Annotated in this window: 9 protein-coding genes and 2 rRNA genes; 4 read left to right on the top strand and 7 right to left on the bottom strand. The window is 48.6% G+C overall.

The window, feature by feature from the left end; all coding sequences use genetic code 11:
- Positions 1 to 16: 16 nt before the first annotated feature.
- Both nadC and PKI34_01265 read right to left on the bottom strand, forming a co-directional pair.
- Positions 17 to 856, bottom strand: a complete 840-nt coding sequence (nadC, locus tag PKI34_01270) for a carboxylating nicotinate-nucleotide diphosphorylase (GenBank protein HNS16433.1) — start codon at positions 854 to 856, stop codon at positions 17 to 19.
- 11 nt (positions 857 to 867) lie between these two features.
- Entirely contained in the window at positions 868 to 1,260 is a 393-nt protein-coding gene (locus tag PKI34_01265; protein HNS16432.1) for a DUF4783 domain-containing protein, read from the bottom strand.
- 128 nt (positions 1,261 to 1,388) lie between these two features.
- On the opposite strand from PKI34_01265, the gene PKI34_01260 reads away from it, so the two are divergent.
- Positions 1,389 to 1,901 (top strand): 23S rRNA (pseudouridine(1915)-N(3))-methyltransferase RlmH, encoded by a 513-nt coding sequence (locus tag PKI34_01260; protein ID HNS16431.1) that lies wholly within the window; start codon positions 1,389 to 1,391, stop codon positions 1,899 to 1,901.
- 53 nt (positions 1,902 to 1,954) lie between these two features.
- Here the strand turns inward: PKI34_01260 and PKI34_01255 are convergent, their stop codons facing one another.
- Positions 1,955 to 3,610: a phosphoenolpyruvate carboxykinase (ATP) gene (locus PKI34_01255; GenBank protein HNS16430.1), complete on the bottom strand. Its 1,656-nt coding sequence runs from the start codon at positions 3,608 to 3,610 to the stop codon at positions 1,955 to 1,957.
- Between the two features lie 36 nt (positions 3,611 to 3,646).
- Positions 3,647 to 6,445, bottom strand: coding sequence for a pyruvate, phosphate dikinase (gene ppdK / locus PKI34_01250; protein ID HNS16429.1), 2,799 nt, complete (start codon positions 6,443 to 6,445; stop codon positions 3,647 to 3,649).
- A 220-nt stretch (positions 6,446 to 6,665) separates the two neighbouring features.
- On the opposite strand from ppdK, the gene PKI34_01245 reads away from it, so the two are divergent.
- The 3 genes from PKI34_01245 to PKI34_01235 all read left to right on the top strand — a co-directional run bounded on the left by PKI34_01245 (position 6,666) and on the right by PKI34_01235 (position 10,275).
- On the top strand, positions 6,666 to 7,979 hold the full coding sequence (locus PKI34_01245) for a bifunctional lysine ketoglutarate reductase /saccharopine dehydrogenase family protein (GenBank protein HNS16428.1): 1,314 nt from the start codon (positions 6,666 to 6,668) through the stop codon (positions 7,977 to 7,979).
- A gap of 139 nt (positions 7,980 to 8,118) precedes the next feature.
- Positions 8,119 to 9,465 (top strand): saccharopine dehydrogenase C-terminal domain-containing protein, encoded by a 1,347-nt coding sequence (locus PKI34_01240; GenBank protein HNS16427.1) that lies wholly within the window; start codon positions 8,119 to 8,121, stop codon positions 9,463 to 9,465.
- 87 nt (positions 9,466 to 9,552) lie between these two features.
- Entirely contained in the window at positions 9,553 to 10,275 is a 723-nt protein-coding gene (locus PKI34_01235; GenBank protein ID HNS16426.1) for a TerB family tellurite resistance protein, read from the top strand.
- 142 nt (positions 10,276 to 10,417) lie between these two features.
- Here the strand turns inward: PKI34_01235 and PKI34_01230 are convergent, their stop codons facing one another.
- From PKI34_01230 to PKI34_01220, 3 genes are all read right to left on the bottom strand, one after another.
- The gene (locus PKI34_01230) at positions 10,418 to 12,313 is read right to left on the bottom strand and encodes a hypothetical protein (protein ID HNS16425.1); all 1,896 of its coding nucleotides are present in this window, start codon (positions 12,311 to 12,313) and stop codon (positions 10,418 to 10,420) included.
- A gap of 138 nt (positions 12,314 to 12,451) precedes the next feature.
- Positions 12,452 to 12,562, bottom strand: a 5S ribosomal RNA gene (gene rrf / locus PKI34_01225).
- 86 nt (positions 12,563 to 12,648) lie between these two features.
- Positions 12,649 to 12,961: ribosomal RNA gene (locus PKI34_01220) — 23S ribosomal RNA — on the bottom strand; the annotation flags it as partial.

The following is a 12,961-nucleotide window of genomic DNA, read 5'->3' as shown; positions in this document are numbered from 1 at the left end:
GATCGTTTGCAGGGATTCAGTCCTTTATCGCTTTCAGGCTCATATCCAGGCTGCGGATATGGTGGGTGAGTGCGCCGACCGAAATGAAGTCCACCCCGGTTTCAGCATAATCACGCACACTTTCCAGCGTTATGCCTCCGGAGGCCTCGGTCTCATATCGGTTGCCTATCTTTTCAACTGCCTTTCTCAGTTCTGCAGGACTGAAATTATCGAGCATAATGCGGTTCACGCCTCCCACTTCCAGCACTTCCGCGAGCTCAGACTGATTCCTCACTTCAATCTCGATCTTCAGTTGAAGGTGTTTTGTTTCCAGATATTTTCTTGCAAGTGAGATGGCCTTTCCGATGCCTCCTGCAAAATCCACGTGGTTGTCCTTGATCAGGATCATGTCGTACAGTCCGAAGCGGTGATTGAGTCCTCCTCCCACACGGACGGCATATTTTTCAATCTCACGCAGGAGGGGGGTCGTTTTTCGGGTGTCCATGATCCGGGCTGGCAGATCACCAATGCGATCGGCCATCTGGCGTGTGTAGGTTGCTATTCCGCTCATTCGCTGCAAGAAATTCAGCGCAACCCTTTCAGAAGTCAGCATGGAGATGGCTTTTCCTTCAGCAATGAACGCAATGTCACCCTTTTGAACCCGAGTGCCATCTTCCAGGAAAACATTCACGCGGGTGCCCGGATCGACTTGGGCAAATACCTTTAAGGCAATCGGAATGCCTGCCAGAATACCGGATTCCTTAATTAAAAGGTGTACCTTCCGGTCGGCTTTTCCGGGAACGGTTGCCAAACTGGTGTAATCACCCGGCCCGATATCCTCCTGAAGCGCCAGCTTAATGGTTGTATCAAGTTCCATGGAAATTCCCTTTATTCTTCTTCAAACCGGATTTGCTGAATGATGAATGCCTCAGCAACTTTTTTCAACAGGATATAGGTGCGGTAGGTAGCGTTACCTGAAGTATAATTGCCGATCATGTATTGCGATCCGTTGTCGGATGAGCCCTGATGCTTGATTTCAAAACCGGAAGGGGGATACCGGGTGAAAAAATCTTTCATGATCAGCATGGCCTGGGTTCTGCTGTAGGTGCCCTCTGTCTTAATAAGCGTGATATCGACGGAGGCGCCGAAAAATGTGGAAAGAAGTTCAGCATTACCCAGCCTGACCGCCTGTGCGACCTGTTCGGACACCTCCACAGGCTGTTGCGAATGCAAATGGATACCGAAAAGGAAAATAATGAGTAATATTGAATAGATTTTCATAACCTGGCCAGATTTTAAATGAATCCCCAAAAGCAACAAATTTTAAACCAAAGATGCTTTTTCTCCGGGTGAACCACAAATTTAAACGTTAAAGCGAATATATTAAAAGGAATCTTAAGCATTCAGCGATGAAAATAACATTCATCATGGTCGGAAAAACAGGTGAAAGGTACCTGAGTGAAGGCACGAGTCTCTATGAGCAGAGACTCCGGCATTACATTTCGTTTGAATCCATTACCCTCGATGTTCCGAGAACGATTAAAAGCAGCGCATCCGCTGATGTCAGGTCAAATGAAGCCAGGTTGATCCTGCGTCATCTTCAGCCTGATGATCATGTCATCCTTCTGGATGAAGCGGGAACCCAGCTGTCTTCCGTTGAGCTGGCCTCTCACCTGCAAAGGCTGATGAATTCAGGGATCAGGAATTGTGTTTTCGTATCCGGGGGACCTTTTGGTTTCGATCAGGCTGTAGTCGACCGGGCCAATGATTCGCTTTCCTTATCCAGGCTAACCTTTACCCACCAGATGGTGAGGCTGATCTTTACCGAACAGCTCTACCGCGCGATGACGATCCTTCGGAACGAGAAGTATCACCACGATGAGAGGAGAGAGGAGAGAGGAGAGAGGAGAAAGGAGAAATAAGCTGAAAGAAATCAGCATTGACCATACTGTCCAATGCTCAAGAAGCACTGTCATTATTTCCCCGGACACTGCCTCACGATGGACTCTTTTATGTCCTTGCCTCCATAGGCTTTGTCGAAATGATCGCAGAACTGTCTGGCCAGTTTTTTCGCTGTACTGTCATAGGCGTCTTTATCCTGCCAGGTGTTCCGGGGCAGGAGGATGGCTGAAGGCACGCCAGGGCAGCTCAGTGGAACCTGCAAGTGAAAGTTCTTATCTTGCTCATAAATAACATTTTCAAGATCTCCTGAAAGAGCGGCGTCTACCATTTTTCGTGTGAGGTTGATGTCGATCCGGTGTCCTACTCCGTAGGGCCCGCCACTCCAGCCTGTGTTGATCAGATAGACCTGGGTATTGAATTTTTCCATTTTTTCTCCCAGCATATCAGCATACATATCAGGATTGAGGGGCATGAAAGGTTGTCCAAAGAAACGGGAAAAAGTAGCCTGTGGTTCGGTGACCCCTGTTTCGGTACCGGCCAGTTTGGAGGTGTAGCCCATCAGGAACCAGAGCATAGCCTGATCCTTGTTCAGGCGTGCTACAGGCGGCAGTACTCCGTAGGCATCCGCTGTCAGGAACAGGATGGTCCGGGGATGTCCCGCAGTGGAAGATTCCTTGATGTTTCGCAGATAGCGGAGCGGATAGGAGGCGCGGGAATTGGGTGTGAACCGGTCGTCAAAATAGTCCAGCCGGCCATCAGGATAGATCATGGCATTTTCGATGATCGCTCCGTGGTTCAGGTAATGGTCGTTATGCATCACAGCATCGTAGATGTCTTTTTCCTTTACCGGATGGATATTGATCATTTTTGCATAACAGCCATATTCAAAATTAGCAATTCCGTGATCATCCCATCCGTGTTCATCATCACCGAGCAGAGCCCTTTCAGGATCGGCCGACAGGGATGTTTTTCCCGTTCCGGAGAGGCCCAGCAGCAAGGCCGAGTCACCATTTTTCCCTTCATTGGCTGAGCAATGCAGGGGAAGGATCCCTTCCAGGGGGAGGTAGTAGTTCATGACCGTGAAGATCAATTTTTTCAAACTGCCACAGTAAGCTGAACCGATGATCACACCCAGATGGCGGTCAAAATCCATGGCCACTGCCATATCGGAGGTCTTCCCATCGGGCATCTTGCGTAGCCTTCCTTCGTACCGGGCTGAATCCAGCTTGTCGTATGGCATTTGTACCAGGTAAAATCCCCTGTCTTTAAAGATACTCCGGTTGATGTCGGCAGGTACGGGCCGGAACATATTATCGGAAAAAAGAGCTTGAAGTGCGTCAGAAGTGGCCACTCTGACAGGCAGTGCATAGGTTGAGTCGGCACCCACAACCCTGTCGGTCACATAGATTTGCGGTTTTCGTGCCAGGATAGACAGGGCATCCTCAAAAAGCATATCAAAGGTTTCGGGGGTGATGGCAATGTTATTTGCCGAGGTCCAGTCGATGTTTTTTTCGCTTTCCGGCCGTCTGACCGTGACCGTATCCTTGGGGCTTCTTCCGGTGGATTCCCGCGGTGTCCAGGTGGCGAGTGCACCGTTTTCAGAGATGACGGCTTCGCGGTTGTTCACCGCGTGCTGAATCATTTCGCTTCTTTCAGGATTGGAATGAACGTTCGGGTGAGCCTCAAGAGCCTTTTGTAATTCTAATAACAGATCCTCTGGAAATACCATGATAATAAATTAAGATTAATAGGTGTTATGAAATGATTAAATTCCCGCAGATGTTTTTTTTGCCAATTTTTTTTCTTTCCTGGCCATTTTGCGGTGCAGCTCAGCCTGGGCGGCGGCAATACGGGCAATGGGTACCCGGAAAGGCGAGCAGCTGACATAATTCATTTTTACGGAATTGCAAAATTCCACTGAACTGGGTTCACCGCCATGTTCACCACAGATACCCACTTTCAGATCAGGTCGTGTTTTTCTGCCTTTTCTGACGGCCATTTCCATCAGCTGTCCGATTCCTTCCTGATCGAGGATCTGGAATGGATCGTTTTTGAGGATGCCTTTAGCAAGGTACACGGGCAGGAATTTATTGCTGTCGTCCCGTGAATAACCAAATCCCATCTGCGTAAGGTCGTTGGTTCCGAATGAGAAAAACTCCGCTGATTCAGCAATTCTGTCAGCGACCAGGGCTGCCCTGGGTACTTCGATCATCGTACCCACCTTGTAAGTGATCCGGTCGTTGCGCTCGGCAAAGATCGTTTCGGCTGTTTTACGTACAATATCTTCCTGCAATTTCATTTCCGTCAGGGTACCTGTCAACGGGATCATTATTTCCGGGACGGCATTGATTCCCCTGGCCTTCAGATTCAGGGCAGCTTCGATGACAGCCCTTGCCTGCATTTCCGAAATTTCGGGGTAGGTGTTTCCCAGCCTGCATCCCCTGTGGCCGAGCATCGGGTTGACTTCGTGGAGATCATTGACCTTTGTTTTGATTTCCTCCAGGGTGATGCCCATTTCCGTGGCTAGTTCCCGCTGGTTTTCTTCCTCATTGGGTACGAATTCGTGCAGGGGCGGATCCAGAAGCCGAACCGTTACCGGCAAGCCATCCATGGCTTCGAAGATACCTTCGAAGTCGCTTCGCTGCATGGGCAGTAATTTATCCAATGCCTCACGGCGGCCCTTTTCGTCACTGGCGAGGATCATCTCGCGCATGGCCTTGATCCGTTCGCCTTCAAAGAACATATGTTCGGTACGGCACAGACCGATTCCCCTGGCACCAAAGTTCCTGGCCACGCGGGCGTCATGGGGCGTATCGGCATTGGTGCGCACATACATGCGGGTATATTTATCGGCAAGTTCCATCAGGCGTGCAAAATCTCCGTGCATTTCGGGATGCTTGGTCTTGATTTTTCCTTCGTACACGAATCCCCTGGATCCGTTCAGTGAGATCCAGTCTCCCTCGCGGTAAACCTTGCCATTTGCTGTGAGCGTTTTCGATTTATAATCGATCTTAAGCGAGCCGGCTCCTGATATGCAACATTTTCCCATACCGCGTGCCACCACAGCCGCGTGCGAGGTCATTCCGCCCCTGGCTGTAAGGATGCCCTGTGCAACGTGCATGCCTGCCAGATCTTCGGGAGAGGTTTCGATACGGACAAGGATCACCTTGCTTAATTCCTTATCGTCGTGTTCTTCCCTGACCCAGGCTTCGGCGTCATCGGCATTGAAAACGATTCGGCCGTAGGCAGCTCCCGGTGAAGCGGGAAGGCCCCTGGAGATCACAGTGGCTTTGCTTTCCGCTTCCCCGTCGAAGACCGGGTGAAGAAGTTCATCCAGCCTATTGGGTTCAATACGCAACAGTGCTGTTTTTTTGTTGATCAGGCCCTCCTTGAGCATATCCATGGCGATTTTCACCATGGCGGCGCCAGTACGCTTGCCGTTGCGGGTTTGCAGCAGCCACAGCTTGCCATCCTGGATGGTAAACTCCAGATCCTGCATATCTTTATAATGCCTTTCCAGGTCGTTCTGTATCTTGAAAAGTTCCTTGTAAAGTTTTGGCATCGCTTCTTCCAGGGAAGGATAATGCGCATGACGATCTTCCTCTGCAACATTCTGCAATTTGGCCCACCTTCTGGAGCCCTCCCTGGTGATCTGCTGAGGCGTCCTGGTACCGGCAACAACATCTTCTCCCTGGGCATTGATGAGGTACTCACCGTTAAACAGATTTTCTCCGGTGGCCGCATCACGGGTAAAGGCAACCCCTGTTGCCGAATTATCACCCATATTTCCGAAAACCATTGCCTGGACGTTGACGGCTGTTCCCCAATCGTCGGGAATGTTGTTCAGCTTACGGTAGACAATGGCTCTGTCATTCATCCAGCTATTGAAAACCGCCAGGATGGACCCCCAGAGCTGTTCCCACGGATCGGCAGGAAAATCCTTTCCGGTGACTTTTTTAACCGCTGTTTTGAACCGTTTGACCAATTCCTTCAGATCGTTGGTCGTTAGCTCGATGTCGGTGATGATATTTTTTTCTTCCTTCAGTTTTTCGATGATCTCTTCAAATGGATCGATATCTTCTTTGGAGACAGGCTTCATTCCCAGGACAACATCTCCGTACATCTGCACGAACCTCCGGTAGGAATCCCACGCAAACCGTTCGTTGCCTGTTTTTAGCGTCAACCCTTCGATGGCTTCATCGTTGAGTCCCAGGTTCAGTACCGTATCCATCATGCCGGGCATGGAGGCCCTGGCACCGGAGCGGACGGAAAGAAGAAGCGGATTCTTATTGTCGCCAAATTTTTTCTTCATGATTTTTTCGATCTTTCCCACCGCTTCGGTCACCTCATCCTTAATGAGTTCCGTGACTTTATGTCCACCCTGTGCATTATAGGCGGTGCATACTTCCGTCGTAATTGTAAATCCCGGGGGCACCGGGATCCCGATCAGGTTCATCTCCGCCAGGTTGGCTCCTTTTCCGCCAAGAAGGCTTTTCATGCCGGCATTTCCTTCTGCTTGTTTGTTACCGAAGAAGTACACATGTTTTTGTTTTTGCTCTTTCATAAAGTTAAATATATGTTTAAATAATTGATTTACAGTATTTATAGGTTTTAAAGAAAGAAAGGTGCAAAGTTATAAAAATTTTGAAGACGACTGCTAAGAGCAAATACAAATAAAACAACGCATTGTTAAATTAATAACACTACCAGGATTTCTATCCTTAAATTTCGTAAATTTGTACTCTTGTTGAAAAATCGTCTTCATTTACCTAAAGTGTTTGATTATGAATGATATCCTTGGCATCCGGATCGAAGATAAATACAAATATGAGCGTCGGGTTCCCCTGATACCGTTGCATATCCATCAACTTATGCAGGATTATCACCTGGAGATACAGGTACAGTCGTCGGAGAAACGGATCTTCAAGGATCACGAATTTGCCCATGCCGGTGCGCACATCGTTCAAACCATGGAAGCGTGTCCAGTCATCATGGGAATCAAGGAAATACCATTGGAGGCATTTGAGCACGGAAAAACATATATGATTTTCGCCCATGTGATCAAAGGACAGCCCTATAATATGCCGATGTTACGACGTATGATGGAGCTGAACTGTAATCTTATTGATTATGAACGTATTACGGATGAGATGGGCAAGAGGTTGATTTTCTTCGGACGTTATGCTGGGCTGGCAGGTATGATCAATTCATTATGGTCTTTCGGGGAAAGGCTGAACGTAGCAGGGCTGAAAACTCCTTTTATGAGGATCAAACAGGCCCGTCATTACGACTCGCTGGATGAAGCCCGGTGGATCATTTCCGAGGTGGGGCAGGAAATTCTTGAGCAGGGATTGCCTGACGAATTGCAACCTTTGGTGATTGGGTTTACAGGATACGGAAACGTTTCCGCAGGAGCCCAGGAAATTGCGTCGCTGTTACCCATCAAAGAAATCACTCCTGAACAGTTGCTTGAGTTGCACAACAGACCCAACTTGCCCAAAAATGTGCTGTACAAGGTTGTCTTTAAAGAATCGGATCTGGTGGAGCCCATCGACCCTGTTTTCAATTTTGAGCTGCAGGATTATTACATCCATGGTAAACAGAAGTACAGGAACCAGTTTGAACGCTATATTCCCCATTTGAGCATCCTGGTCAACGGGATGTACTGGGATGACCGGTATCCCCGGATTGTCACCAGGGATTTCCTGGAACAGCTTTATGCCGAAAAAGAACCCAAGCTTAAAGTCATCGGTGATATTACCTGTGATGTGAATGGATCGGTTGAATGCACGCATAAAGGTACAGAGGTTGAAGATCCGGTTTTTGTTTACGATCCGTTCGAAAGGAAGCCCACCATGGGATTCAAAGGGAAGGGCCTTCTGGTGATGGCCGTGGATATTCTGCCAACCGAACTGCCCCGTGAGTCTTCCATCATGTTCAGCGAAGCACTGTGGAAGTACATGAACGCGATCACCCGGGCTGATTATTCCCTGGATTTTTACGACATTGAGCTGCCTGCGCCCATCAAGAGGGCAATGATCCTGCACAAAGGGGAGCTGACTCCGGATTATGCGTACATTTCGAAATTTCTTAAATAGCCGCAATTTGCAAGCTACAAGCTGCAAGTCGAAGCCAAGCGAAGACCCCGCCGAAAGGCAGGGCTACAAGCTGCAAGCTTCTTTTAAATCCTGTAGCTTGAAGCTTTTAGCTAATTAACAATCATCAAATACGAACTCTATGAAAAAGGTATTGATACTCGGGGCGGGAATGGTTGTCAAACCCATCGTGACGCATCTGTTGAACAAAGGGTACATGGTGACGGTTGCCACACGAACAAAGTCGAAGGCTGATGCGATCATCGCCGGGCATCCCAATGGAAACTCAGTTGAATGGACAGTGGATCGTGAGCAGGAGCTGGACCGCCTGATCCAGCAGCACGACCTCACCGTCAGCCTGCTTCCCTATATCCATCACTTGATGGTTGCCAGGAAGTGCATACATTTTAAGCGTGACATGCTGACTACCTCTTACGTAAAGCCGGAGATGCGTGCTCTTGATGAGGAAGCCCGAAAAGCCGGGATCATCATTTTAAATGAACTTGGACTTGATCCGGGAATCGATCATATGTCGGCGATGCGCATCATTGATCATATTCACTCGAAGGAAGGGAAGGTAGATGAATTTTATTCTTTCTGCGGTGCACTGGTAGCTCCGGAGGTGGAGGAGAATCCATTCAGGTATAAATTTACCTGGGCCCCCAAGGGTGTCGTCATGGCGGGCAACAATGACGGGAAATACCTGCTGAACGGAAATGTCAGGTACATTCCGACCGAGGACCTTTTCAAGAATCCACTTCAAGTAGCTTTCCCGGGAGTTGGTCTTCTGGAGGTTTATCCCAACAGGGATTCCTTACCTTATGCCGAGCTTTATGGAATTCCTGAAGTAAAAACGATATTCCGCGGCACGTTCCGTTACCAGGGCTGGTGCGGGATCCTCGACGCCATGAAACGGCTCGGCCTGTTATCGTATGAAAAGATGAACCTCGAAGGGCTTACCTATGCAGGATTCCTGGCCAGGCAAACAGGTGAAACGGACCTTGACCAGCTTCGAAACAAGATTGCCTCCCGGTTAGATACGGCTGTGGACTCCCTGCCGGTCAGGGCGCTGGAATGGCTGGGATTATTCTCCGATGAGCCGGTAAATCGCAGGGAGGACAGCCCGTTTGAAATCATTTCGGATCTGATGATCGCAAAGATGATGATCCAGCCGGACGAAAGGGACATGGTCGTGATGTTGCATACCTTTGTGGCCAGTTATCCGGATGGTAAACAGGAGGTGATCAAATCCAGGATGCTGGACTTTGGTACGTTGCGCACAGCTACCTCTGTGGCCAGAACCGTTGCCCTGCCTGCTGCCTGTGGTGTGGAAATGATTCTGGAGGGGCGCATCAGAGCCAAAGGTGTTCATATACCCGTGGTGCCTGAAATCTATAAGCCCATTTTAGATAGTCTTGAAAAAATGAATATCAGGATGGAAGAAGAGTACGGATTGCCACTCACCGAGAGGATTCGAATGAACGGGTAGTGGCGTACTGTCAAATTGTTAAACTGTCAACTTGATAAATTATAGATAGCCCTAAGCTTGTGACATGCAGGGTGTAGCTTTTTTATTATGGCAAAATACGGTAAATGGATCCTGGGCGGGCTGGGGTGGGTTCTGGGGGGACCCATTGGTGTTATCCTCGGACTCGTCCTGGGCTCGATGTTCGACGCCATGCAATCCGGGAAGTACGAATACCCGGGGAATGCTACTCAGCCAGGTGATTTCGGTGTCAGCCTGCTGGTGCTCTCAGCTGCAGTCATGAAGGCTGATGAAAAGGTACTGAAATCGGAGCTGGAGTACGTCAAGGCCTTTTTGTACCGACAGTTTGGCCCGGAAAAAGGCGAGCAGCTTGTTCTTTTATTGCGTGACCTTTTAGAAAGCCCGATCAATCTTCAGGAAGTGTCGGTCCAGATCCGCTATTATATGGATCATCCCTCCCGGTTGCAGCTGGTTCACTATCTTTTTGGAATTGCACTGGCCGATGGGCAGAGCCACCCCCGGGAGCTTCAGGTGATACGGACCATTTGCACTTACCTGGGTGTGAGTGAAGTGGATTTTCAGTCGATCAAGGCCATGTTCGTCAAAGAAACCGACAGTGCCTACCAGATCCTTGAGATCTCGCCCGATGCAAGTGATGAGGAGGTTCACAAGGCCTATCGGCGATTGGCCGTTAAATATCATCCGGATAAAGTCAGCCATCTGGGGGAGGATGTTCAGCGTGCGGCAAAGGAAAAGTTCCAGAAACTCAATCAGGCCTATCAGGACATCAAGAAGCAACGCGGACTCAAGTGATATATGATTAACGATTAACAGATATCTGATTTCTGATTTCAATCTCAAATCAAATCTCAAATCAAATCTCAAATCAAATCTCAAATCAAATCTCAAATCAAATCTCAAATCAAATATCGGTTAATCGTTTCATCAGATATCCTCAGTCCTGGAACCGCCAGCTTACCCCGAATTTGAACCGGGCGTCCTGAAGCGGGTAATGGGGTGTAAAATAATAATCAGGCTTGCCAAAGAGGCTGTTCAGATGATGATAGAGCAGGAAGAAGCGTGCTGTCTTCACCTTGAATTTCCAGACGATATCCAGGAGGAGCACCGGGGGTAATTTTTTATCCTGCTGGAGATAAAACACCCGGGAGGAGGGCATGTAAGCGTTTCCATAGTAGCTGTTCCGGTAATGCATGTCAAATCCAAGCTGTGTGCTCAATGCTCCTTTGAACAGGTCTTGGTTGAAATAGGCGCTCAGGTCGGCTGTGAGTTCAGGCAGGTGCATGATTTCCTTCTGCGAGACGAATTGATAGGTCAGCCAGGCATCCAGCGTCACTTTCCGAAGGTGGAAGGGGCTGTGGGCCTTTATCTGGATAACATCCAGGTTCTTTTCTGTCTGGGCCGGAAGGGCATCCAATCCAAAATAGACATAGCGTGAATAATGGTAGTAATTTCCTGCAATGTCAACATAGGGAAGAACGCCAGTCACACCGGCATGCAGCAGCTTTTCCTTGTCGAATGAGTTATCCCAGCGGAAGTAGTTCGACACAAAAAAGCTGTTGTACCACGAGGGGGTTCTGTTGATGAATGAGATGGTACCGCTGAGCAGGTAATCTTTCACACCGGGCCGGAAAGTTTTCGTCACCTGTGCTGTTATCCGTGTATCTCCCTTATGATAGTCGCCGTGTGATAGTTCAGCCTCACCGTTCATTTCCAATCCTTTAAAGGGCCGGAGCGTCAGATGGGCGTTGTAGAAAATGTGGTTCAGGTCGGAGGAAAAAAGGGATGAGTCGTGGGAGAAAAACCGGATCCTGTTGTACTGGTATCTGACACCGAGGGTGAGGATGACGGGGGTGGAGCTGTTTCGTGAATTGGACCAGGCGAATGTGTTTTCCATGGAACTGATTTGAAGGGAATCATTAGTTTTGGCACTATCGAGGTAAACTGCGGGGTAAAAAAGTGTATCAACTTTATCATCGGTGTAATTCAGGATTGTTTTTGTAATCTTGAAGGTGTGCGCGATGCTTCCCGGTTGGAAAACTTTTGCGATTCTGACATTTTCCGTGACGGTATCAGCCGGCCTGGTCAGGCTGAAATAGTGAGAGAGGCGAAAGCTGTTTTCTTTCCATTTATTTTGTGATGAGGTAAGGTTGACGGATATTCTTTTAGGGTCGGTCTCAATTTTTTCTTCAAAGACCGAGTCATATTCTATGCCACCGTTTTCCTGCAGGGTAAGGTTATTATGGATATAATCAGCGATGATTCCGTAGCGTTGGTTTTTGGTGAAGTAATTTATTTTCAGTACCACGTTTTTATCATCTGATCTTTGACGTGGGTATCCGCCGAAGGCATTCAGAAAACGGAATTTCATTCCCACGATGAAGTGTTTTGCTATTCTTTCGCTGATGTCACCCGTAAAATATTGTTCACGGTATTTCCCCATGACAAAGAACAGTTCGCTGTAGGGTTTGACGGATGAGTAGAACCGGGTATTTTCATGCTGGAAGCGGTAAAGGTCGAATGCCGGGAGCAGGGGTTGGAACTGAAGGGAAGGGGCAGGGGAGAAGGACAGGTCGCGGGAGGCCAGTCCGATATTTCCGAGGGTAGCGTAGAGGTTAGCGGTGTAACAGGCGGGATCGTATTTCTGAAAATAGGTAAGGGTTGTATCGATGGGTTGGTAGGATGGAGGAGTGAAGGCAAAATCCTTAGGAAGGAAATAACTTACATAGCTTGAATCGGTTACAGGGGGGATGGTATCGGGGACCTGGGAAAAGGCTGGCAGTGACAGCAGGTAAAAGACCAGCAAGCCATTGAAGCATATTACCTTACGCATAACATTCACCTGAAATTGTTGGTCAAAGATAACGAAATAACGGTAAGTTTATGGTACAGAACGGGGCAGGGGGGGAGAAATAAAAAAACCCCGGAACGAGTCCGGGGTTTGATCCCGGATCAAGTCCGGGACATGGGGTTTAGGCGACGACATACTCTCCCACAGGAATTGCAGTACCATCTGCGCTGGTGGGCTTAACTTCTCTGTTCGGAATGGGAAGAGGTGGACCCCACCGCTAGAGTCACCATTAAGATTTTACCCTGAGGCGTGGTCAGGGTTTATATTTTGACATAAAGGAAGAAAACACAGCTGAAGCGGATGTTGTTAGTCATCGTGTGAAGGAAGCATACGGGTAATTAGTACTGCTCAGCTTTGTCATTACTGACTTTACACCTGCAGCCTATCAACGTTCTGGTCTAGAACGACCCTTAAAGGAAGTCTCATCTTGGGCTAAGTTTCGTGCTTAGATGCTTTCAGCACTTATCTCATCCATACATAGCTACCCTGCGATGCAGCTGGCGCCACAACAGGCACACTAGAGGTATGTCCAACCCGGTCCTCTCGTACTAGGGTCAGGTGCCCTCAAACTTCCGACGCCCACAACAGATAGGGACCGAACTGTCTCGCGACGTTCTGAACCCAGCTCAC

This window comes from Bacteroidales bacterium, assembly GCA_035342335.1.
Classification (GTDB): Bacteria; Bacteroidota; Bacteroidia; order Bacteroidales; family JAGONC01; genus JAGONC01.
This window is presented reverse-complemented; position numbering and strand designations above follow the sequence as displayed.